The sequence below is a fragment of the Janthinobacterium sp. HH104 genome (assembly GCF_001758715.1).
GTDB classification, from domain to species: Bacteria; Pseudomonadota; Gammaproteobacteria; order Burkholderiales; family Burkholderiaceae_D; genus Janthinobacterium; species Janthinobacterium aestuarii.
This window is the reverse complement of the sequence record NZ_LRIB01000001.1, coordinates 80,949-102,560: the sequence shown is the minus strand read 5'-3', so window position 1 is coordinate 102,560 and position 21,612 is coordinate 80,949. Positions and strand designations below refer to the sequence as shown.

The following is a 21,612-nucleotide window of genomic DNA, read 5'->3' as shown; positions in this document are numbered from 1 at the left end:
CTGGAGCCGCGCGCGCCGCGGCGGGCGCATCCGCACCGGCAGCGGCTGCCACCACGGCAGGTGGCGTCACGGCTGCATGGCTGGCGACGCTGTTCGTGGCGGCGCGGGCGGCCGGTGCGGATGCGCCAGCCGCGGCGCGCGCGGCGGCCACGGCAGCGGGACGGTTGCCCGATACAGAAGCTGGCGCGGCAGCAGGCACACCTTCGGCGCCGCCTATGCCGGGCCGAAAGGCCAGCATGCGCAGCAAGGTCATGGTAAAGCCCGCGTATTCGTCGGGCGCCAGGCCCAGTTCATTGCGGCCATGCACGGCAATCTGGTAAAACAGCTGGACTTCTTCCGCGTCAAACGCGGTAGCCAGACGGACGATGTCCGCGTACTCAGGCAGATCCTGCGGCAAGGCGGCAGGCACGGTTTGCGCCAGCGCAATGCGGTGCAGCAAGGTACCCAGGTCTTGCAAGGCGCCGTTGTACGACAGGCTGCGCGACGCCATCTCATCGGCCACGGCCAGTAGGTCGGCGCCATCCTGCTGCGCCAGCGCGTCGAGCAGGCGCACCAGGTACGATTGGTCGAGCGCACCCAGCATACCTTGCACGGCGTCCAGGGTCACTGCGCCGGCCGCATAGGCAATGGCCTGGTCCGTCAGGGACAGCGCATCGCGCATGGAACCGTGGGCGCCCTGGGCCAGCAGGCGCAAGGCCGGCTGTTCGAAGCTGATGCCCTCTTGCCCCAGGATATTGTCCAGGTGGCTGATGATGTGGCCGGGCGGCATCTGCTTGAGGTTGAACTGCAGGCAGCGCGACAGCACGGTCACTGGAATCTTTTGCGGGTCCGTCGTGGCCAGGATGAACTTGACATGCTCGGGCGGTTCTTCCAGGGTTTTGAGCATGGAGTTGAACGCGTGGTTCGTCAGCATGTGCACCTCATCGATCATATAGACCTTGAAGCGCGCATTGCTTGGCGCATACACGGCTTGCTCGAGCAGCTGCGCCATTTCATCGACGCCGCGGTTCGACGCCGCATCCATCTCTATATAGTCGACAAAGCGCCCCGCGTCGATCGCCGTGCACGCTTCGCACTGGCCGCAAGGCTGGGCCGTGATGCCGCCCGTGCCATCGGGGCCGATGCAATTGAGCGACTTGGCCAGGATGCGCGACAGGGTCGTCTTGCCGACGCCGCGCGTGCCCGTGAACAGATAGGCGTGATGCAATCGGCCGCTGTGCAAGGCATGCGTGAGCGCGCGCACGACGTGCTCCTGGCCGACGAGCGTCTCGAAATTCTTGGGGCGGTATTTACGGGCGAGGACTTGATAGGACATGCTGAGATTTTACCATGCGATTTTGCGGGTGATCCTGCGCGGCGGGCGCAAGCCTCATGGCCGGGCCAGGACAAATCTGGCAAACGCGGCAAAGCAGCAATTGTATAACATGGCCAGCTAGAAACAGTGAAAACACGGCAAGCCCGGCAATGCTGCGGATCGACAAGAAAACGGGGCCGTAAAAGCAAAAAAGCTGCCCATGGCAGCTTGATTGTTGATCCTGATAAAACATTCCCGAAGGAGGCGAGCCTGATCTGCGGCACTCATGGTTAATAGCCGTGGCTGCTTCGTTCCCGACCTGACCAGGTTAGCCATGCCACGATGCGCAGGGGCCCGCCAGGGACAATTATAACCGACCTGCGCAAGATTGGGAAATTGCCGTGTCAATGCTGCGTAGGTGGGCGTAGGTCGGCTTAGGCCGCAGGCCGTAAGCCGACACTGCCAAGTATGCAGGCCCTGGATATCCAAGCGCTGCCGAACATGCAAGCACCGCAACGTCGGCTTACGCGCTGCGCGCTAAGCCGACCTACGTCACTATCTATAAACCCAGCTCCTGCCAAATCCCATCCACCTTGGCCTTCACTTCCGGCGTCATGGCAATCGTCGTGCCCCACTCGCGCGTCGTTTCGCCCGGCCATTTATTGGTCGCATCGATACCCATCTTGCTGCCCAGACCGCTGACCGGCGAGGCGAAGTCCAGGTAGTCGATGGGCGTGTTGTCGACCAGGGTCGTGTCGCGGATCGGATCGACACGCGTGGTGATGGCCCAGATGACTTCTTTCCAGTCGCGGATATTCACGTCTTCGTCGACGACGACAATGAACTTGGTATACATGAACTGGCGCAAGAAGCTCCACACGCCGAACATCACGCGCTTGGCGTGGCCCGCGTACTGTTTCTTGATCTGCACCACGGCCATGCGGTAGCTGCAGCCTTCGGGCGGCAGATAGAAATCGGTGATTTCACTGAACTGCTTTTGCAGCAGCGGCACGAACACTTCATTCAGCGCCAGCCCCAGCACGGCCGGCTCGTCCGGCGGTTTGCCCGTGTACGTGGAGTGGTAGATCGGATCGCGGCGCATGGTGATGCGGTCGATGGTAAACACGGGGAAACTGTCCTGCTCATTATAGTAGCCCGTGTGGTCGCCATACGGCCCTTCCAGCGCATGCTCGTAGCCGCTCGGATGGTTTTCGTCCGGATAGATATGGCCTTCGAGCACGATTTCGGCCGATGCCGGCACGCGCAGCTCGCTGCCGATGGCTTTCACCAGCTCCGTGCGGCTGCCACGCAGCAAGCCGGCGAACTGGTATTCGGACAGGCTGTCCGGCACCGGCGTGACGGCCCCTAATATAGTAGCGGGATCGGCACCGAGCGCGACGGCGATCGGATACGGCTTGCCCTTGCTTTGAATCGCGTGCTCGCGGAAGTCCAGCGCCCCGCCCCGGTGCGCCAGCCAGCGCATGATGACCTTATTGCGTCCCAGCACTTGCTGGCGGTAGATGCCGAGGTTTTGCCGCTTCTTGTTCGGCCCTTTGGTGATCACCAGGCCCCAAGTGATCAGGGGGGCGACGTCGCCGGGCCAGCAATGCTGGATCGGCAGGCGCGCGAGGTCGACGTCGTTGCCTTCCCAAACGATTTCCTGGCACTTCGCGCCGCGCAACTCCTTCGGCGACATGTCCCACACGGATTTCACCAGCGAGCCCAGGCCCAGCAGATCCTTGAAATCCTTCGGCGGTTCCGGTTCCTTCAAGCGCGCCAGCACATGGCCGATCTTGCGCAACTCGCTGACGTCTTCCGCGCCCATGCCCAAGGCCACGCGGCGCGTGGTGCCGAACAGGTTGCCCAGCACCGGCATGGTGTGTCCCGTCGGATTATTGAACAGCAAGGCCGGTCCGCCCGCGCGCAAGGTGCGGTCGCACACTTCCGTCATCTCCAAAATCGGTGAAATGGGGGTCGAAATGGGCTTAAGTTCACCCATTTGTTGCAGTTGAGAAATAAAATCTCGTAAATCTGAATATTTCATGTGTTTTTAATTTTTTTTGACGTCGGACGCCGTTGCTGAAGGATCTATGCCAAGTAATTGATTTTATTGGCTTTTGGCACAATGCAAGTCAAAAAGTAAGACATAAAAGTAATAAAGAAACGATTCGTTAGTATTGACTTGATATAAAACGGCTTCTACAATTCGCCCAACTTGAAAGAGCACGCCGGCCCAGAGCTTGATTTTAGCGTTTCTCTTTCATTCACGGAGTCGGGGCTCCACATGACATTTTAAGGAGTGTTTTCAAAAGGCGTCTGCCTTACCCCCGGTAAAAGTTGTATTGCGACTGATCCAATACCAGCATGGGACCGATCAGCTCAAGCAAGCAATGACGGCGTTTCTCGCACGCATCCATACGCGGCGGAAACGATGATATTTCTGATGCACGGCATTGGCAGTACCCACAACACCGCGACACCGCGGAGGGACTGCCTGTTGACGCGACATTTCGGGGAACTCTATGACTCATCGTAGCACTGAAGCAGCATTACCTGCTTCAACCGTGGCTGGCCAGCCAGCGTTGGCGCGTTTGCGCGCCCGCGCACAAGCCATTTCGGCCCGTGGCGTTTTAACCACTGCGCAACACACACTGACAGTCTTCGGCATTTCCGCCCTGGCACTGATCGCCCTGCTGATGTTCCGCCCTGACCTGGGCAAGCAACTGACGCACAGCCTGTTCCCGCTGCCGATGGCAGAAGCGCAAGCCGTTGAAGCGCCGGCCCTGTCGGCACTGATGGAAGCGCCCGCTTCCGTGCAAACGGCCGCCTCCAGCGACGCGCCGCTGAGCAAGGAAGAAAAAGCCTTGCTGGGCACGCAAAAGCAGCAGCAATGGGTTACCAACTGGCTCTCCAAGCGCTACCGCGTGGCCAACGACGCGACCAATATGCTCGTCTCGACGGCGTACCTGACGGCCCGTGAAATCAAGCTGGACCCGCTGCTGATCCTGGCCGTGATGGCCATCGAATCGGGCTTGAACCCGTTCGCGGAAAGCCCCGTCGGCGCACAAGGCTTGATGCAAGTCATGTCGAAAGTGCACCATGAGCGCTTCCAGGAAATGGGCGGCGTGCAAGCAGCCCTGAACCCCGTCGCCAACATCCGCGTCGGCTCCCTGATCCTGAAAGACTACGTCACGCGTGGCGGTTCCGTCGAAGCGGGCTTGAAAACCTACGTGGGCGCCGCCAACTTCGCCACCGACTCGGGCTACGGCTCGCGCGTGCTGGCCGAATACCGCCGCCTGAAACAAGTGTCCGCCGGCCAGCGCGTGCCGACCACGACACCGGTGATGGCATCGAACACGCCAGCGCCAGCCAAGGCACCGGCAGCGGTAGCGGAAAGCGGCATCACCATCAAAGTATTACCCCACAACGAGATCGCCGGCCTGTGACCCTTTAAAAGCCCTCACAGGGGCATCCAAAAAGCAGCACCCAGTAAAAAAGCCACCGCACGCAAGTGCCGGTGGCTTTTTTACTGCCTGCGGCCGTGGCCGCAGGAACTACTCTGTATATTACTTGCGCTTGTTGGCGTTGACTTCTTCCTCGCGGAATTTCACTGCCAGCTTGTCGAGCACGCCGTTCACATACTTGTGTCCGTCGATACCGCCAAACGACTTGGCCAGCTCGACCGCTTCGTTGATGACGACGCGGTACGGGATTTCCATGTTGTTCTTCAGCTCGAAAGCGCCGATCAGCAGGATGCCGTGTTCGATCGGCGACAGTTCCGCGATATTGCGGTCGATCAATGGTGCCATGCTTTCGCGCAGCGCCAGCGAATCCTTGATGGCGCCGTACAGCAGCACCGTGAAATGATCGCCATCGGCCTTGTCGAAACCGTGGGCCGCGCGAATATTGTTCACGACGGTGGTCGCGTCTTCATTGTTCAGCAGCCACTGGTACAAGCCCTGCAGCGCAAACTCGCGCGCGCGATGACGCGGCGTGCGGTTTTTGCTGGGATTGGCGAGCAAATTTTTCTCAGTCATGATTGTTACCTGTTCTTAAATACGTATGTACTGCAGATAGTGACGAATACCGCGGTGCGCTGCCAGGCAGCACACTGCGGCGCAAGCACGATTAATCCTCGTCTGTGTCTTGCAACTCTTCCAGCGCTTGCGCCAGATTGGCCATTTCCACTGCCACGCGTGCCGCTTCGGCTCCCTTGACCAGCATGCGCACTTCCGCCTGCTCGTCGTTTTCGGTCGTCAACACTGCGTTGGCGATCGGGATGCCGTAATCGAGACCGACGCGCGTGATGCCCGCGCCCGATTCGTTCGATACCAGCTCGAAGTGGTAGGTTTCACCGCGAATCACGGCGCCCAGTGCGATCAGGGCGTCGAATTGCTCGGTTTCCGCCATTTTTTGCAGAATCAGTGGGATTTCCAGGGCGCCCGGCACGGTCACGTGCAGGATATCTTCATCGGCCACGCCCAGCTTGCTCAACTCTTCCAGGCATGCCGACAGCAAGCCACCGCCGACGATTTCATTGAATCGTGCCTGGACGATACCGACGCGCAAACCTTCGCCGGCAAAATTGGTTTCATATGCTCCTACTGTCATCATAAGCCTCTTTAATCTGGTGGTTCAGGGCGACACACACATGCCGCCATCGTTTACTCTCACATTGACGCCTGACAAAATCGTAGCGAGCGGCAGCGAGTTGTGGTCGAGAAGCGCAACTGTACGAAGGTACAGTGAGCATCGCAGGCCGCAAATCGCGACGCGCAGTAGATTTAGTTAGGCGTCTGGCCAGGATGGCACTGAAAACCGGTCACTTCCAGGTCGAAACCGACCATCGACGGCATCTTGCGGGGGCTGGCCAGCAATTGCATCTTGCTCACGCCCAGGTCGCGCAGGATTTGCGCGCCGATGCCATAGCTGCGCAAGTCCATGCTGGCCGCGCGGCCTTTCGGCTTGGCTTGCGGCGTATCCAGGGCGGCGAACTGGGCAAACAGCTCGCTCGACGTCTCGCCGCAGTTCAGCAAGACCATCACGCCACGCTCGGCCTGCTTGATGGCGGCCATCGAGGCGGCCACCGTCCACGAGTGGGTGGTCGCTTCGCTTTCCAGCACGTCCAGCAGGGAAACGGGCTGGTGCACGCGCACCAGCGCTTCCAGGCCGGGGGCCAGGTCGCCATGCACGAGGGCCAGATGGGCCGACGCGCTGGGCTTGTCGCGGAAGGCGATCAAACGGAATTCGCCGTGCGCCGTATGCAGGGTGCGCTCGGCAACGCGTTCGACCAGGGACTCGGTCTGGCTGCGGTAATGGATCAGGTCGGCAATCGTGCCGATTTTCAGGCCATGTTGCTCGGCAAACACCAGCAAGTCCGGCAGGCGCGCCATGGTGCCGTCGTCCTTCATGATTTCGCAAATCACGGACGCAGGCGTCAAGCCGGCCATGGCTGTCAGGTCGCAACCGGCTTCCGTATGGCCTGCGCGCATCAGCACGCCGCCCTTTTGCGCTTTCAGCGGGAAGATATGGCCGGGCTGGACGATATCGCTGGGCTGCGTGCCCTTGGCCACGGCCACCTGGATGGTCTTGGCGCGGTCGGCGGCGGAAATGCCCGTCGTCACGCCTTCCGCCGCTTCGATGGAAACAGTAAAGTTGGTACCGTAGGCGGTGCCGTTGCGCGACGTCATCATCGACAGGTTCAGCTCGTCGCAACGCTCTTCCGTCAGGGTCAGGCAGACCAGGCCACGCGCATGCGTGATCATGAAATTGATGGCTTCAGGCGTCACGAAATCGGCGGCAAGCACCAGATCGCCTTCATTTTCCCGGTCTTCTTCATCGACCAGTATCACCATGCGGCCGGCGCGCAATTCAGCGACGATCTCTTCGGTGCTGGATATAGACATTGTTCATCCTCTTATGACGCCTGCCAAAACCTGCTGCGCGTCGGTATAGGCGGCCTGCGATGCTCACCGTACCTTCGTACGGTTGCGCTTCTCGGCCACCTCTCCCTTCCGCTCGCGACGGTTTTGCCAGGCGTTGTTAATGTAACTAAAAACTGAACCTAAACCTGAAACATCAAGCGAGAATATTCCGCGAATTTCCGGGAATTTTCTTATAACCTGCTATTTTAAAGGATTTAGCGCTTGCAGACCTGAAATAAGACAGTCCAGCAACACCAATAGGCAGGCCGCCTCCCTGCCTGCCCCACAAAGCGCCGCTTTCCCGATCCAGCGCACACGGCGGCGGCAAAGCGCGCGCCGCCGGCCTTGCAAAGAGCATAAGATCAGCCTGTCACCGCCACGGCGCTGATACCCCTCGCAGCGATACCCCCACACAGGAGCGGCAATATGAAAACCAACGGATCGGCCATCTGGTCAGGCGGCATCAAGGATGGCAAGGGCGCCATCAGCACGCGCAGCGGCGCCTTGCAGGAATATCCTTACGGCTTTGCCAGCCGCTTCGAAGGCAAGCCGGGCACAAATCCCGAGGAATTGATCGGCGCCGCCCACGCGGGCTGCTTCACCATGGCCCTGTCGCTGATCCTCGGCGAAGCGGGCCTGACGGCGGAAAAGATGGAGACGACGGCCGAAGTGACCCTCGACAAGGTCGACGACGGCTTCGCCATCACGGCCGTCCACCTGATCCTCAAAGCGAAGATACCGGGCGCCGACCAGGCCAAATTCGAGGAATTGACGGGCAAGGCTAAGGCCGGCTGCCCCGTATCGAAGCTGCTGAAAGCCAACATCACCCTAGACGCGACCCTGCTGCCCTAGATTTTAGGCACGGGCTTGACAGGTTCCACGGCAGCGACGGGCGCCACCAGCGGCAGGCGCGAGTCGCTGGCCGGCAATGGCCGATTCATCAAGCCGGGATTCAGGGCTGCATTGTTCAGGTTATAGGCGGCAATGGCCGCCGCCACGGATGGGTCTTGCGATGAGGGCAAGGGCACGGCCTGGCCCGCTGCTTGCGTGGCTTGCTGCTGCGCCTGGGCATTTTGCTGGGCCAGCTGGGCCTGGGCCGTCGCCTGCAGTCCTGCTTGCGCCTGTAACTGGGTATCGCGCGCCTGGGTCTGCGCGCGCGCGGCCTCTGCCTGCGCACGCAGCTGGGCATCGCTGTCGGCCAGCTGTGCCGAGGTCAGCCGTGCGCGCTCCGTCGCATCGGCTGCCGCCTGCGCCTGCTCTTCGCGCTGCGTCTGTTGCAATTGATCCTGGCGCAATGCGTCCAGGCGCGCGTCTTCCTGCCGCAGGGCCTGGCGTTCGGCGTCCAGGCGCTGCGTGTCGATATCTTTGGCATCAAAACGCCGCTGGCCAGCCCTCTGCGCCTGCTGCAAGTCCTGCCCGGTTGTCGCCGGTGGCGGCCGCAACTCCTGCAAGTCCAGATTCAGCTCTTCCGCTTCCAGTTGCTGCTGCAGTTCCAGCTGCCGCTTTGCGATGGCAGCCGTTTGCGGCGGCGCCACGTCGACGGCCTGCGGCTGCGTGGCTTGCGACGCCTGCGTGGCGCTGGATGACGATGTTTCGCCCGTCAGATCCGCTTCGACATTGGTCGCCAGCGGCGCACCCTGCTGCCGGGCCAGCACGGCGCCCACCTGCGCCAGCACGTCCGTTCCCTGTTGCAAGGCGTCCAGGGTGGCATTGCTGTCGGCCACATAAGCGGCTTGCAACGTTAGCGCATCGACATCTTCATTGCGCAAGTCGATGCCGATGCGGGCCAGCTGCGCTTGCGTGAGCAAGCTGCCGTCCTGCGCCAGCGCGGCGGACGCATCCGTCGTGCCGTCGCCCGACAGCAAATCGTAGCGCTGCGCCAGGCTGCCCGGCGTGTCGCCGGCCGTCGCCAGCTGGCTGGCGTCGATGCCGCTCGTTTGCAGCTGGGCGAACGATTCCGTCAACTGCCGCGCCAAGGCCAGCAAGTCGTCATTGACATTCACGGGGGTATTTGCCGCCCTGGCCTCTTCCGTGGCGCCCTGCAAGGCCAGCAGTTGCCGGCGCGACAAGGCCACGCCGGACAGGAACTGGCCCAGCGGGGAGATGTCGACCTGGGTCGAGGACTGGATGGCAAGGGCCGCCGCCGCGCTGGACGGCGGCACGGGCAGCGCAGGCGCCAGCGGCGCAGTCTCGCCCACGCGGGGCGTGGCCGGGATGGTGTTGGGCACGGTTGCGCGCGAAATCGGGTCCATGGCTAGCCTCCACTGCGGAAAGCTTCATAGTATGCGCGTCTGAAAGAAAAGCAACACACGCTTGGCAAGGCCGCTGGTGTGCTGCTTCAAGCTGTGGTGTTAAGCGGCAGCCTTGTCCAAGGACAACATGCGCTCGACATAGCGGGCGATCAGGTCGATTTCCAGGTTGACCTTGCCATCGACCATCAAGTGTTTCAGGGTCGTCATGGCAATCGTGTGCGGGATCAGGTTGATCGAGAAACGGCAGCCGTTGACGGCGCCCGCACCCAGGTCTTCCACCCGGTTGACGGTCAGGGACACGCCATTGACGACGACGGAACCCTTGAAGGCCAGGTATTTCGCCAGCTCATGGGGCGCTTCGATCACCAGTTCCCACGATTCGCCCACGGCTTCGAACTTGCGCACGATGCCCAGGCCGTCAACGTGGCCGGAGACCAGGTGCCCCCCCAGGCGCTCGGCCAGGGTCAGGGCTTTTTCCAGGTTCACTTCCGTGGTGGTATCGAGGCCCACGGTGCAATTGAGGCTTTCACGCGAGACATCGACGGCGAAACCCGTGTCCGATTTTTCCACCACCGTCATGCAGGCGCCATTGATGGCGATCGAATCGCCCAGGGCCACATCGGCCAGCGGCAAGCCGCCCGCGTGGATGTTCAGGCGCACGCCTGCATCAAGGCCGCCGTCGAGTGGCTGCACGGTTTCAATCTTGCCGATGGCGGCAACAATTCCTGTAAACATGAACTAACCCTATAAAGTATAAAAGTATTAATTGCGCTGGGCGAACCTTGCAAGGATACGCACATCTTCGCCCACTTGCTGAACCTGGTGAAATTGCAAAGTGCGCTGCTGCTTGATATCTGTCAATGCGGGCAAGTCAAACATGCCTTGCGCATCGCCCAGCAAGGTGGGCGCCAGGTAGACCAGCAACTCGTCGACGCAGCCTTCGCGTATCAGCGAACCATTCAGCTTGGCGCCGGCCTCGACGTGGACTTCATTGATTTGCCGGCGCCCCAGTTCCAGCATCAGCGCGGGCAGGTCGACCTTGCCGTCCCCGTTCGGCAACAGGATGACTTCCGCGCCCAGGGCGCGCAGCTGCGCCTCCTTTTCCGGATTGGCGACGGCCGCCACGATCCACGTGCCGCCACCTTGCAAGATGCGCGCGTCGAGGCTGATGTCGAGCCGGCTGTCGACGACGATGCGGCGCGGCTGGCGCGGCGTCTCCACGGCGCGCACGTTCAGTTGCGGGTCGTCCGCCTTGACCGTGCCGATGCCCGTCAGGATGGCGCAGGCGCGCGCGCGCCACGCGTGGCCGTCGGCGCGCGCCAGCGGCCCCGTGATCCACTGGCTTTGCCCATTGTGCAAGGCCGTCATGCCGTCCAGGCTGGCCGCCGTTTTCATGCGCACCCACGGCTTGCCACGCTGCATGCGCGAAAAGAAGCCGATATTCATTTCATAGGCTTCGTCGGCCAGCACATCCGTGGTGACGGCGATGCCGGCCGCTTGCAGCTTGGCCAGCCCCTGCCCCGCCACCAGCGGGTTCGGATCCGTCATGGCGGCCACGACGCGGCCCAGCCCCGCGCGCACAAGCGCATCGGAGCATGGCGGCGTGCGGCCATGGTGGTTGCACGGTTCCAGGGTGACATAGGCGGTGGCGCCGCGCACGTCATTGCCGCGCGCCGCCGCATTGGCCAGCGCTTGCACCTCGGCATGATCCTGGCCGGCCGCCTGCGTCACGCCAACGCCGATCACCTGACCATCCCTGACGATCACGCAGCCGATGCGGGGATTGGGCGAGGTCGTGTACAGACCGCGCGCCGCCCATTCCAGCGCCAGGCGCATGCCATCGATATCGTTGAGTATTTCCACGGGCTACTTTGCTTGAAGGTGAGTAATTGGTCAGTCTTGCTACGAACTGTCGGCCACGCCGCTGCAATTGACCGTCTGCTGCTGCGGGTCGCACACGCGCACCCTGCCCAGCATATTGATTTTAATATGGCGCACCTGCTTTCCCAAAGCCAGGGACAAGGTACCCCAGCGCGCCGCCAGGCTATTGGTCGCGCTGCAACTGCGTCCTGCGCCATTGTAGGCGATATAAAACGGCGCCGTGGCCGACGAGAACACGAACTGGGCCGTGATGCCCTCCGGCAGCGGTCCCTGGCGGAACAGCAATTCGTCATCGCCATCGAACGCCAGGCTGGCATTGCGGTCGATGAAGATCAGCCAGCCCGTGCGCCAATCCGTGCCACTGGGCCCGGCCGGCATCAGCAGCACGCGCTGCCCGCGCGCCATCGCCTGTGCCCGCGTCAATTCGATGGCCGAGAACAGGTCCGTGGCCGCCGCGCGCACTTGCTGGCGCGCCAGCACCTGCTGCAAACTGGGCAAGGCAGCGGCCGCCAGCAGCGCGGCAATCGCCAGCACAGCCAGCAATTCGAGCATGGTGTGCCCTAGGGTACGTACAGGCCACAGGGGCCGCTTGCGCGTGGCCATGGCTTAGGGCCAGCAATGGCTGGCCGGGCCGCTGCTGCCGCGCTGGCCCGTGCTGCTCAAGGACAGGACACCGCAATCGGCATCCTGGAACTGCGCATCAACCTTGGACGTGCCCGGCATGGCACGCAGCAGCACGCATTGCCCGATCGCTAGGCCGGGACAGGCCAGCGCTTCGATTTCATATGCGCTGCCGGCGGCACCTTCTTCGCCCGACCACCACGGGAATTGCTGCGCCTGCGAAGCCGGCGACGCCGAGGAAAATGCCAGATAGTGATTGTTCTGCGAGTAATAGCGCTCCTGCTGTTGCATCAGCCGCAGCAGGGCCGCCTGCCCCTGCACCCGCTTGGCACGCACGACGTGACCGTGATAAGCGGGCACGGCCAGCGCCAGCAGCAGGCTCATGATCGCCAGCGCGGACAGCAGTTCGATCAGGCTGAAGCCCAAGGCGGCAGACGGGGCGCCACCGTTTGCTGCGGCCCGGTTCCGGCTTGCCAGCGCTCCCATGCGACCTCCCTTCTTCCCAAAAAAGCGCCAGCCGATACGCAGCACCCGCCTTGCCGAGCCTATTTTTTCTTGGCCGCCTCGTGCAATTCGCGCCAGTTCGCCACTTCGCGCCAACTGAGGCGCCGGGCCGGCAGCGGCGCGCTGACAACCTTGAGCACCGCCCCGCTGGCAGCGCCGGGCAAGCCCGGTTGCAGCACGGCCAGTTCCTTGCGCCCCTCGGCCCGCCCTGCCGCCGTCGCGGCACCCACCGTGCTGTTCAGTTCCAGCGCCAGCGGCGGCGCACGCGCCAGGCCATCGTACAAGCGTCCCATCTGCGCGCCCGCCTGCACGACCCCGGCGCCATCGGCGGCAAAACCGCTCAGCACGTCGAGCACGTACAGGCGGGTGACTGGCGTGGCGCAAGGATCGCGCCCGGGGAGGACGGTATTGAACAGCACCTTGCCAGCGGTCAGCACGGCACTGTTGATGCTGCGTTCGCCCGTTTGCGCGGTATCGAGAAAATCGAGGTACCAGCCGCGCATGGCATCGCTGCCTGTGTAGCGCAGTTCGGCGCCGTCCACGCGCACGCCGCCCGCCGTCTCGCCCAGGCTGCGCTGTTCCAGGTCGGACCGGCTGCGCGTTGGGGACGACTCGCGCACATCATCGTGCACGGCGTAAAACGACTGCGACAGAAAGGCGGCGGGCCAGGTATCGGCCGCCTCGACCAGCTTGCCCGTGCCGAACAGCAGCAGATAGCCGCCACCGGGCGCGTAGGCCACGTTCAGCTGCTGCGTCACGGGCTGGCGCCGGCCCAGCGCATCGCGCGCGACAAAGACGAGCTTGCGCCCCTGCCCATCCTTCCACGGCGGCCCGCCAGTCAAGTCGAAACGCCAGATATTGCCCTGCAAATCGCCCGCATACAGGAAAGCCAGCGCGCCGTCGCCACCCGGCACCACGGCGGGCGGGCCCAGCGCGTGGGGGGCGGCATTGGCGCCCGTATCCGCCTCGCTGTCATGGCCACCATCACCGCCACCGCTGGCCACAGGCACCTTGAGCCGGAAGTAATTACTTCCCAACGTCCATGGCGTGCCGGGCGCCTTGTCCAGCGCCAGCAGGAAGATGGCGGCGGCCGACGCGGGCGCCGTCGTGTCCTTGCCGTCATTGACATGGTTGTTATAGCCGCTGGCGACGACAGCAAAGTCGCGGTAGGTCGGCGCACCGTCCTTGCCGCCCATGTTGATGCGGGCGAAAGCGGGCGGCGCACGCACGTTGCCCATCAGCCTGTCGTCGCGGTCCGTAAACTCCCACAGCGCCCCGTCTTGCGCGAAGCGGGCCGGGTCGGTAATGTCGAGTGCAAACACGCCTTGCGCCCCGCCGCCCATACCCGACACCAGCACCGTCTTCCAATGTCCGAGCGCCATTACTTCCGCCGTGGCCGCCGCACCGTCGAGCAGCGGGCCAGGGCTGTAGTGAGTGCTCGCAACGGCTGACGCAGCGCGCAGCAGCGCTTGTGGCAGATAGGCAAACACTTCGCTGCCCGTACGCGCATCGAACGCATGCAGCAAGCCATCGTTGGCGCCCAGGTACAGCATTTTGCGCCGCTGCAGCAGCGCCTTGCGGTGCACGCCATAGCTGGCGCCCGGCATGCCCAACCCGGGCGCGCCCACGTACAGCAGATTGCCATGCGGCGCGGCACCCAGGCTGCCTGAGCGGCGCCGCAGGAAGCCACCCGGCTGGCCCACCTCGTGCGTGCGCTGTCCCAGCAGATACGCCAGGCGCGCTTCCCCCCGTCCATCGCCGCCGTCGAATGCGCTGCGCTGTTCCTTATCGAGCCCCTTCCAGGACAACGGCATCAAGGTGCTCTTGGCGTCGAGCGTGTAGACGGGACGCAAGGCCGGCGGCGGTCCATCCGGCACGGGCTTATCCAATCCGCCGGCGCGCCACACTGATTTACCGGGGAGCAGTGCGCCATCGCTGCCCACGGCAAACGCAGAGCGTGAAACAGTCATGCCGCCATCGGCCAGGCGCAGCTGCGTCTGGAACCAGTATGCCTCTTCCGTACCGCTGGCCAGCGCCATCAGGGACGGCCCCGCGAGCGTCGCCGGCAAGGTAGCCTTGTCGGCGGCCGCAAAGGCTGCGCGCAGTCCCGCGATCAGGGCGGCCGGATCGCTGCCGGACAAATAATGGGCGGGCCAGCGGCCGTCCAGGCTCCACTCGTCCAGCGCGTTGCCCGTCGCGCTCTTGAACGGGTTGGCGTCGCCGTTCGCATCGAGAAAGCCGCCATATTTGGCTGCCAACAGCAAGGGCGTAGAAAGGGGCATGGCGGTCGGGTCGCCCTGGCGCAAGTCGCCCGCGTAGTGCTCGATCTTGGCAACGCCGTCGTTCTTGCCACCGGGACGCAAAGCCTGCACATGCGACCAGTAAGCCAAGCCAGCCGAATGGTAGCTGGCGCCGCCCGCCCCGTCGTCCAGCAATTCCAGTGCCGCCAGGTCGGGCCGCGGCGCGGGATTGCCCTGCGCGCCGCCGCTTTCCAAGCTGCCCACCGCATGCGTCCAGGCCATCGCATCGAACGGCGGCGGCGCAAAGCCATCGGCAGCGCGTGCGCGGTCGCCATTCGATGCGGGAGCCACAGGGACATTGCCGGGCACGTAACGGTCACCGGCCATGCCAGCATCGCCGAGACTGACGACGATGTGGCGCTGGCAACTGGCCGTTTGCGGGTCGCTCCAGGGCGTCACGACCGGCAAGCCATCGTCGATGGCAGGCGGGGCCGTGGCTGGCGGCACGACAGGGCTTGCCTGCCGTCCCTGCAGGTAGCGCAGCGATTCGTACAGCAATTCGGCCAGCGGCGCCGCCTTCGCGTACGCGCCGGGATGCCCGGCATTGCCGCGGCCCAGGCCATTGATGTAAGCGGTCACCCCGCCGCCAGGGCCCGCAGCTTGAGACGTAGATTGAGTCGCATACACGCCGTTGGCGGGATTCCACTCGGCGTCGGCATTGTCTTGCGGCATAAAATCGGGCGCCGCCCAGCGCTGCCTGCCCACGTGGGCCAGTGGCGCGCGCAGCACGCCGCCATACACGGGGCCGGCGCTGGCGGGCTGGCCGTTCAAGTGGCCGAACACGCCTACGCGCACCCTGCCGCCATGGCGCTGCACGGCGCCCACCGGCTTGTAGTTCTTGCCATACGCAAGGCACAAGTCGTCGCGCAGCGGCCCTTCATCGGTATCGCAAACGCGCACGCGCGCGAGGAACACACCGTGCGTGGCCGCAGCGCCGGGCGCGTCGCAACTGCCGCCCGAGGGCAAGCTGGCGTCGCCGAACAGCAGGCGGTTGCGGCAGGAAACGATGGCCAGTTGCGCCAGCACAAACGGTGTCGCGGCCGCCACGCCGGTCTGCAGGACCTTGCGCGGGAAAAAGACGGGGTGGGCAAAGAAGTCGATGGGACTGTCCGCGTCGGGCAGGTAGGCGCGCTGCAGCACCGTCTTGCGCACTTCGTCGATGACGCGGTCGCCGCCCGTCAGCGCATAGCGGACGATGTCGAGCATGCTGGTGCCGGCCCAGTTGAGAAAATTGCCGCTGAAACTGTCACCGCCGCAGCCGTGCAAGGCATCGGCCGGTTTCAGCACGGAGAAGTAAGCGGTCGCTACGCGCAAGTCCGGCAGTATGACGCCATCCTTGCTGCGGTACGGATAGCTGTAGCACATGCGCGTATGGAAGTAGCCTGCATACTCGCGCTGCGGCGCATAGTCGCCGCCATGCGCGGCAGCGGCGGCAGCGTGCGTGAGGGACAGGTTGAGCAGGAGATTCGGCGGCACCCTGGCGCCGTACAAACCCGTGTCGGCCCGCGCCAGCACCACGGGAGGAGCGCCCGCGACGGCGGCGCCGCAAGCCAGGAAAATCCAGCCGAACAGCAGCCAGGCAAACATCAAAGCCCTCATGGCCCCGCTCCCGCCGCCTGTTTGCGGTAATAACTTTGCAGCACGACTTGCGTGCTTTCCTGCGCCCCAAAACCGATGGCCGTGATGCGGTACACATAGCTTTCCGTGGCCATACCGCCGGCCGCTGCCGTGGCCTGCGCGCCGGGCGGGTGAAACGGCAGCAATTCGATCAGGTAGCGGGGCCGGCGCGACGGCAGGAAACCCTGCCCCGTCTGCATGACGGCGCCCGTAAACTGGCCGTATGAAACCGCGCGGCTGCCAGCGTCGGCGCCATCGAGGTCCATGCTTAGCCAGAGCGCCGGCGCGTCCGGCGTTGCGGGCAGACACAGGCCCAGTGCGCCTGCCTCGCCGCAACCGTCCGCGAACCCGGCCGCACTGCCTGGCCCGAAGAGGCTGCTGCGTCCCGGCGCACCAGGTAAACCTTCGATATCGTTCTGCGCATCCACCAATGCCTCCTCCGCCGCCTGAAACGCGATCTGCCGGTCGCGCTCGCCGCGTGCCGCCTTTTCGCCCTGCAAGGCCATCTGCGCTGCCGATATGCCCAGCAACAAGATGATCACCAGCAGGCACAGCACATACACGAGGGTCGCGCCACCGTGGCGTACGCAAGATGGACACCAAGGTTCGCACCGGCGGACGCCCCTGCCTGCCATCGCGCCGCCCGCCTAGGCCGGCCCGTTGCGCAGCATGATGCTCGTCTGCACCAGCTGCCGCAGCCGCGAGCGCGTCGCGGCGGGCAAGGATGTGCGCGCAATGCGCACGCCCGTGTCGCCGGCCGCGTGCGCCTCGGCATACACCTTGCCGAACAGGTCGAACTGCGCCGGCCCCAGTTCCGCCATCTTGTCCGCCTGGCCCGCCTCGCCATGCAGCAGCAGCGCCACACGCACGCTGGCCACGCGCTTCCAGTGCGTGCGGCGGTGCAGATCGCGCTGGCGCGCGGCCGCATCCGCGCCCTCCAGTACCAATGCCGCATCGTAGGCCTCGAGCGCGCTGGCGTTGACATAGCGGTTCGCCACGCCGTCGGGCGGCGTATCCGTGTCGAGGCCATACAGCACCTGGAAACCGTCGACGCCACGGATGATGGCGTCCGCGCCCCAGCCGTTCGCGCCACGGTATTTGCAGCGCAGCTCGCCCTCGCCATCGGCGCCTTGCGCCACATAGAAAATGCTCCAGCCCCGCTGCGTTTCCGTTTGCGCGGCGCCCACGCCGAAGCCCGCGCAATTGAGCACGGAACCGTCGCCGCCTTCTTCCTTGCCGGCGCCGTAATAGCGCAAGGCCAGCACGTCGCTGCCATGCAGGGCGCCGGGCAGCGCGCCGCTGATGCCCTCGCTGTTCTTGCCCAGGCTGCGCGCGTCGAGCCCGGCCACATTGGCGCTGTCGTCATCGGCATGGGCGACGGGCGCGGCGCTGCTGTCCCAGTTCACGTACGCCGTCTGGCGCACGGCGCGGGCGATGGTGTCGAGCGCATAGCGGCCGTTATCGTCCAAGCGCGCGCTGGCGGACTGGTCGCCATAGCTGCCGCTGGCGGCCAGCAGCACGCTACTGGCCGCCAGCATCAGCAGCGCGCCCAGCGACAGGGCCACCAGCAATTCGACGAGGCTCATGCCGCGATGCCGATACAGGACCTCGTTCATGCGCCGCCTCCGCCCAGCTGGAATGCCAGCCTGGGCAACGATTCGCCTGCCGCATTCATGGCGGGCGAGCCATCGGGCAGGCGGCCGCGCCAGCCCAGCTTGATAACGATGGGCGCGCCCTTGCCGCCGCTGCACGCCCACTGCAAGCCTTGGGCGGCGGCATCCCACGCGGAAGTGTCGCGGCAAATATGCAGGCGCGCGCCGGGCAAGGCCGCATGCAGCCGCTGCTTCCATTCGGCGATATCGAATTGCGCCAGTTCGGCCGCGCTGCAGGCAGTGACGCCGAAGCAGTCGGGCGCACCGCCGCCAGCTTCAGCATCGTCCGCCGCCGCGTAGGCCACGTTCAGGTAGGGATTGCCCGCATCGGGGCCATTCATGAGCACGCTGTTCGCGCGCATGCGTTCGGCAATGCCGGCAGCCAGTTGCACGCCCGCCGACAACAGCGCCGACTCATGGCGCGCGCGCAGCGAGTTCAGTTGCAGGATGCTGGCGCCCAGCAGACCCAGCGCCAACAGCAGCAGCGACACCAGCACCTCGACGAGGCTGCTGCCACCCGCAGGAAACATAGTGCGACCGCTATTGCGCATGCGCTACTCCCTTCCGCAGCAAGAGTCGCAGGAACAGGCGGCCCAGCTACAAGATAGGCGCGCGCAAAAAGCCGGGTCTGCGCTGGCGCAAACAGCACGGCGATAAGTCGAGAAGAACAGCGTTGGGATTGATCAGACCGCTTGCCAGGCAACCCTTGGCGTGGTGAAAACGGGGCGCATAAGCAGCCCCGCCTTCACGAAGGTGAACAAGAAGGTGAGGTCAGGGCTTGCGCGCCTGCCCCACTTCGGCAATCGCATCCTGGAATTCGGCCAGGTCTTCGAAATTCTTGTAGACGGAGGCGAAGCGGATGTAGGCGATCTTGTCGAGGCGCTTGAGTTCCTGCATGACGAGTTCGCCGATATAGCCGGAATCGACTTCGCGCAGGCCGCTGGTCAGCAGTTTTTCCTGGATGGACGCGATGGCCGTATCCACGGAGGCGGCCGCAACGGGACGCTTGCGCAAGGCCAGCATCAAACTGCCGCGCAGCTTATCCGCAGCGAACTCCGTCCGGCTGCCATTCTTTTTGACGACGGCCGGCATGATAAGTTCAATGCGCTCGTACGTGGTAAAACGCTTGTCGCATTTGCCGCAGCGGCGGCGGCGCCGAATGGCATCCCCTTCCTCCGATACGCGCGTATCGAGAACCTGGGTGTCGCCGTGCTGGCAAAATGGACATTTCATGGGCTGGTTACAACTTTATAGTAATAATTACGGGAAATCGCCGTCCTTGTGCAAAGGGCGCCCGAATCACTCCGGGCGCCCTTGGGCACGAAGGAATGTGTCATACAGAATCTTACTCCGTATGACACATTCTGGACAAATTATTATGCGGCGTACACAGGGTGCGCGTCGGCCAGGACTTTCACTGCCGCTTTCACGCGCTCGATGGTGGCGGCGTCATGCGGATTGTCCAGCACGTCGGCGATCAGGTTGCCCACTTCTTCCGCTTGCGCTTCCTTGAAACCGCGCGTCGTCATCGCCGGGCTGCCCAGGCGGATGCCCGAAGTGACGAATGGTTTTTGCGGGTCGTTCGGGATGCCGTTCTTGTTGCAGGTGATGTGCGCGGAACCGAGGATGGCTTCGGCTTCCTTGCCCGTCAGGTTCTTGGCGCGCAGGTCGACCAGCATGACGTGCGATTCGGTACCGCCGGAAACGATGCGCAGGCCGCGCTTGATCAGGGTTTTCGCCAGCACGTCGGCGTTCTTGATCACTTGTTTCTGGTACTCGACGAATTCAGGGCTCAGCGCTTCCTTGAAAGCGACGGCCTTGCCGGCGATCACGTGCATCAGCGGGCCGCCCTGGATACCAGGGAAGATGGCCGAGTTAATGGCTTTTTCGTGTTCGGCCTTCATCAGGATGATGCCGCCGCGCGGGCCGCGCAACGATTTGTGCGTGGTCGAGGTGACGAAGTCGGCGAACGGCACCGGGTTCGGGTACAGGCCGGCGGCGATCAGGCCCGCGTAGTGGGCCATGTCGACCATGAAGTAGGCGCCAACTTCCTTGGCGATCTTGCTGAAGCGTTCGAAGTCGATCTTTTTCGAGAACGCGGACGCGCCGGCGATGATCAATTTCGGCTTGCGTTCGCGGGCCAGGCGCTCCATTGCCTCGTAGTCGATGTCTTCTTCCGCCGTCAAACCGTAGGAGACGACGTCAAACCATTTGCCGGACATGTTCAGCGGCATGCCGTGGGTCAGGTGGCCGCCTTCGGCCAGCGACATACCCATGATCAGGTCGCCTGGTTTCAACATGGCAAAGAACACGCCCTGGTTCGCTTGCGAGCCGGAGTTCGGCTGCACGTTCGCGCATTCGGCGCCGAACAGCTGTTTCACACGGTCGATGGCCAGTTGCTCGGCCACGTCGACGTATTCGCAGCCGCCGTAGTAGCGCTTGCCTGGATAGCCTTCGGCGTACTTATTCGTCAGCTGCGAGCCTTGCGCTTCCATTACGGCTGGCGACGTGTAGTTCTCCGACGCGATCAGTTCGATATGATCGTGCTGGCGCGTGTTCTCTTTTTGAATGACGGCGAACAATTCAGGATCGACGTTGGCGAGGGTGTGATCTTTTGCAAACATGTAAAAACTCCAAGTATGAGGGTGCTTGTACTGGCAGATTGGATCGAATGAGGGGAGCCGGCGTTAAGTGAATAACAACATTGGACAGGCAGCCTCTTCGTGCTTTTCCATAGTGGCTACCCAGGCGAACGGCTGATGAAAAATCTCACGTTTCCCGGTGGGTGCCCACCTTTCGCCGGATTGCCGATCGCCACTCATGGAGATCGCCCGACTTTTCGCCAGTCACGTGAGACGTAATGGAATGCAAATTGTAAGTTAAGTGCCCAAATTGAGCAAGGAATGCAAGCGTGCGGCTATAATCGCCGCCCGGGCAGCGCCGGCCCATCGTCTTAAGCTGGATGTAAACTTTGCTCAGGCATGTAAGCGTATGTTACGGGGCTTGCCATTGCAGCCCTCCGTTTTACAATGCTGCGGTGCAACTTATATGCAGCTTTTGCATGGCTTTCCAGCAAGCGCCCACAGTCACAAGAAGAAAAATCGCGTAAAATGTTGCTCAATCTCACTACTGGCGCAATAAACATGCCTTCAGTCTTTACCTGGAACGTACGTGTCTACTATGAAGACACCGACGCCGGCGGCATCGTCTATTACGCTAACTACCTGAAATTCTTCGAGCGCGCGCGCACCGAATGGCTGCGCGCCATCGACGTGGGCCAGCAGGAATTGCTGGAACAACACGACGCAATGTTCGTTGTCAAAAGCGTCAACGCCGACTATCATGCGCCAGCCAGGCTCGATGACACGGTAAGATTAACCTTAAACATAGAAAAAATGGGGCGCGCCTCCATCGTTTTCCTGCAACAAGCCTGGTGCGGCGACCGCCTGCTCAACACGGCCCGCGTCAAGATCGGCTGCGTCGATTCGGCACTGCGTCCGCGCGCCGTGCCTGATGCAGTCGCGGCCCGCATGCGCGCCGCCTGAGCCCTACCCGCCACCCCCGGAC

General features: G+C 63.4%; 19 protein-coding genes, 1 other RNA gene and 1 riboswitch. Of the genes, 3 read left to right on the top strand and 17 right to left on the bottom strand.

All coding sequences use genetic code 11. From position 1 onward, the window contains the following. The 3 genes from dnaX to ubiD form a co-directional block, all read right to left on the bottom strand. Nucleotides 1-1,315, bottom strand: a 1,315-nt coding sequence (dnaX, locus tag JAB6_RS00490) for a DNA polymerase III subunit gamma/tau (RefSeq protein ID WP_070300919.1), incomplete at its 3' end; no start/stop codon positions are given. Between the two features lie 239 nt (nt 1,316-1,554). Next, an RNA gene (ffs, locus tag JAB6_RS00485) (signal recognition particle sRNA small type) lies at nt 1,555-1,653 on the bottom strand. A 200-nt stretch (nt 1,654-1,853) separates the two neighbouring features. After that, entirely contained in the window at nt 1,854-3,338 is a 1,485-nt protein-coding gene (gene ubiD, locus JAB6_RS00480) for a 4-hydroxy-3-polyprenylbenzoate decarboxylase (protein WP_083292446.1), read from the bottom strand. Nucleotides 3,339-3,816: 478 nt separating this feature from the next. Here ubiD and JAB6_RS00475 point away from each other — a divergent pair, with 478 nt between their 5' ends. Next, nucleotides 3,817-4,740, top strand: coding sequence for a lytic transglycosylase domain-containing protein (locus JAB6_RS00475; RefSeq protein ID WP_070300916.1), 924 nt, complete (start codon nt 3,817-3,819; stop codon nt 4,738-4,740). 120 nt (nt 4,741-4,860) lie between these two features. Here the strand turns inward: JAB6_RS00475 and nusB are convergent, their stop codons facing one another. From nusB to ribBA, 3 genes are all read right to left on the bottom strand, one after another. Further along, nucleotides 4,861-5,331 (bottom strand): transcription antitermination factor NusB, encoded by a 471-nt coding sequence (gene nusB, locus JAB6_RS00470; protein ID WP_034759129.1) that lies wholly within the window; start codon nt 5,329-5,331, stop codon nt 4,861-4,863. A 91-nt stretch (nt 5,332-5,422) separates the two neighbouring features. Then, entirely contained in the window at nt 5,423-5,905 is a 483-nt protein-coding gene (ribH, locus tag JAB6_RS00465) for a 6,7-dimethyl-8-ribityllumazine synthase (RefSeq protein WP_034759563.1), read from the bottom strand. 173 nt (nt 5,906-6,078) lie between these two features. Beyond that, on the bottom strand, nt 6,079-7,200 hold the full coding sequence (ribBA, locus tag JAB6_RS00460) for a bifunctional 3,4-dihydroxy-2-butanone-4-phosphate synthase/GTP cyclohydrolase II (RefSeq protein ID WP_034759133.1): 1,122 nt from the start codon (nt 7,198-7,200) through the stop codon (nt 6,079-6,081). Nucleotides 7,201-7,644: 444 nt separating this feature from the next. Between ribBA and JAB6_RS00455 the strand changes: the two genes are divergently transcribed. Continuing rightward, the gene (locus tag JAB6_RS00455; protein WP_034759136.1) at nt 7,645-8,070 is read left to right on the top strand and encodes an OsmC family protein; all 426 of its coding nucleotides are present in this window, start codon (nt 7,645-7,647) and stop codon (nt 8,068-8,070) included. On the opposite strand, the gene JAB6_RS00450 is transcribed toward JAB6_RS00455, so the two are convergent. The 11 genes from JAB6_RS00450 to glyA all read right to left on the bottom strand — a co-directional run bounded on the left by JAB6_RS00450 (nt 8,067) and on the right by glyA (nt 20,669). Continuing rightward, the gene (locus JAB6_RS00450; RefSeq protein WP_070300914.1) at nt 8,067-9,470 is read right to left on the bottom strand and encodes a hypothetical protein; all 1,404 of its coding nucleotides are present in this window, start codon (nt 9,468-9,470) and stop codon (nt 8,067-8,069) included. The two genes, JAB6_RS00455 and JAB6_RS00450, sit on opposite strands and share 4 nt — an antisense overlap. Before the next feature lie 99 nt (nt 9,471-9,569). Further along, nucleotides 9,570-10,205 (bottom strand): riboflavin synthase, encoded by a 636-nt coding sequence (locus tag JAB6_RS00445; protein WP_034759141.1) that lies wholly within the window; start codon nt 10,203-10,205, stop codon nt 9,570-9,572. 27 nt (nt 10,206-10,232) lie between these two features. Continuing rightward, complete coding sequence (gene ribD / locus JAB6_RS00440; protein ID WP_070300912.1) at nt 10,233-11,333, bottom strand: bifunctional diaminohydroxyphosphoribosylaminopyrimidine deaminase/5-amino-6-(5-phosphoribosylamino)uracil reductase RibD; 1,101 nt, start codon at nt 11,331-11,333, stop codon at nt 10,233-10,235. A gap of 39 nt (nt 11,334-11,372) precedes the next feature. After that, a complete protein-coding gene (locus tag JAB6_RS00435; RefSeq protein WP_070300910.1) occupies nt 11,373-11,903 on the bottom strand; it encodes a GspH/FimT family protein in 531 nt (176 codons plus the stop codon). Nucleotides 11,904-11,957: 54 nt separating this feature from the next. Further along, nucleotides 11,958-12,458: a type IV pilin protein gene (locus JAB6_RS00430; protein WP_070300937.1), complete on the bottom strand. Its 501-nt coding sequence runs from the start codon at nt 12,456-12,458 to the stop codon at nt 11,958-11,960. A gap of 59 nt (nt 12,459-12,517) precedes the next feature. Beyond that, nucleotides 12,518-16,375: a pilus assembly protein gene (locus tag JAB6_RS00425; protein WP_083292444.1), complete on the bottom strand. Its 3,858-nt coding sequence runs from the start codon at nt 16,373-16,375 to the stop codon at nt 12,518-12,520. Beyond that, the gene (locus JAB6_RS00420) at nt 16,372-16,956 is read right to left on the bottom strand and encodes a PilX N-terminal domain-containing pilus assembly protein (RefSeq protein ID WP_070300906.1); all 585 of its coding nucleotides are present in this window, start codon (nt 16,954-16,956) and stop codon (nt 16,372-16,374) included. The genes JAB6_RS00425 and JAB6_RS00420 overlap by 4 nt, the downstream gene beginning before the upstream one ends. Nucleotides 16,957-17,040: 84 nt before the next feature. Continuing rightward, a complete protein-coding gene (locus tag JAB6_RS00415; protein ID WP_070300904.1) occupies nt 17,041-18,009 on the bottom strand; it encodes a PilW family protein in 969 nt (322 codons plus the stop codon). Further along, nucleotides 18,006-18,596, bottom strand: coding sequence for a type IV pilus modification protein PilV (gene pilV, locus JAB6_RS00410; protein WP_070300901.1), 591 nt, complete (start codon nt 18,594-18,596; stop codon nt 18,006-18,008). The genes JAB6_RS00415 and pilV overlap by 4 nt, the downstream gene beginning before the upstream one ends. Before the next feature lie 220 nt (nt 18,597-18,816). Then, a complete protein-coding gene (gene nrdR / locus JAB6_RS00405; RefSeq protein WP_034759169.1) occupies nt 18,817-19,278 on the bottom strand; it encodes a transcriptional regulator NrdR in 462 nt (153 codons plus the stop codon). A 143-nt stretch (nt 19,279-19,421) separates the two neighbouring features. Continuing rightward, a complete protein-coding gene (gene glyA, locus JAB6_RS00400; RefSeq protein ID WP_034759173.1) occupies nt 19,422-20,669 on the bottom strand; it encodes a serine hydroxymethyltransferase in 1,248 nt (415 codons plus the stop codon). A 111-nt stretch (nt 20,670-20,780) separates the two neighbouring features. Further along, nucleotides 20,781-20,905, bottom strand: a riboswitch (ZMP/ZTP riboswitch). 283 nt (nt 20,906-21,188) lie between these two features. Here glyA and ybgC point away from each other — a divergent pair. Continuing rightward, a complete protein-coding gene (ybgC, locus tag JAB6_RS00395; RefSeq protein WP_070300900.1) occupies nt 21,189-21,590 on the top strand; it encodes a tol-pal system-associated acyl-CoA thioesterase in 402 nt (133 codons plus the stop codon). Nucleotides 21,591-21,612: the final 22 nt, after the last annotated feature.

What these genes read in the sequence shown, in the direction of transcription:
- ubiD (WP_083292446.1), bottom strand. Translation starts at nt 3,338, where the DNA reads ATGAAATATTCAGATTTACGAGATTTTATTTCTCAACTGCAACAAATG.
- JAB6_RS00475 (WP_070300916.1), top strand. Translation starts at nt 3,817, where the DNA reads ATGACTCATCGTAGCACTGAAGCAGCATTACCTGCTTCAACCGTGGCT.
- nusB (WP_034759129.1), bottom strand. Translation starts at nt 5,331, where the DNA reads ATGACTGAGAAAAATTTGCTCGCCAATCCCAGCAAAAACCGCACGCCG.
- ribH (WP_034759563.1), bottom strand. Translation starts at nt 5,905, where the DNA reads ATGACAGTAGGAGCATATGAAACCAATTTTGCCGGCGAAGGTTTGCGC.
- ribBA (WP_034759133.1), bottom strand. Translation starts at nt 7,200, where the DNA reads ATGTCTATATCCAGCACCGAAGAGATCGTCGCTGAATTGCGCGCCGGC.
- JAB6_RS00455 (WP_034759136.1), top strand. Translation starts at nt 7,645, where the DNA reads ATGAAAACCAACGGATCGGCCATCTGGTCAGGCGGCATCAAGGATGGC.
- JAB6_RS00450 (WP_070300914.1), bottom strand. Translation starts at nt 9,470, where the DNA reads ATGGACCCGATTTCGCGCGCAACCGTGCCCAACACCATCCCGGCCACG.
- JAB6_RS00445 (WP_034759141.1), bottom strand. Translation starts at nt 10,205, where the DNA reads ATGTTTACAGGAATTGTTGCCGCCATCGGCAAGATTGAAACCGTGCAG.
- JAB6_RS00435 (WP_070300910.1), bottom strand. Translation starts at nt 11,903, where the DNA reads ATGCTCGAATTGCTGGCTGTGCTGGCGATTGCCGCGCTGCTGGCGGCC.
- JAB6_RS00430 (WP_070300937.1), bottom strand. Translation starts at nt 12,458, where the DNA reads ATGGGAGCGCTGGCAAGCCGGAACCGGGCCGCAGCAAACGGTGGCGCC.
- JAB6_RS00425 (WP_083292444.1), bottom strand. Translation starts at nt 16,375, where the DNA reads ATGAGGGCTTTGATGTTTGCCTGGCTGCTGTTCGGCTGGATTTTCCTG.
- JAB6_RS00415 (WP_070300904.1), bottom strand. Translation starts at nt 18,009, where the DNA reads ATGAACGAGGTCCTGTATCGGCATCGCGGCATGAGCCTCGTCGAATTG.
- pilV (WP_070300901.1), bottom strand. Translation starts at nt 18,596, where the DNA reads ATGCGCAATAGCGGTCGCACTATGTTTCCTGCGGGTGGCAGCAGCCTC.
- nrdR (WP_034759169.1), bottom strand. Translation starts at nt 19,278, where the DNA reads ATGAAATGTCCATTTTGCCAGCACGGCGACACCCAGGTTCTCGATACG.
- glyA (WP_034759173.1), bottom strand. Translation starts at nt 20,669, where the DNA reads ATGTTTGCAAAAGATCACACCCTCGCCAACGTCGATCCTGAATTGTTC.
- ybgC (WP_070300900.1), top strand. Translation starts at nt 21,189, where the DNA reads ATGCCTTCAGTCTTTACCTGGAACGTACGTGTCTACTATGAAGACACC.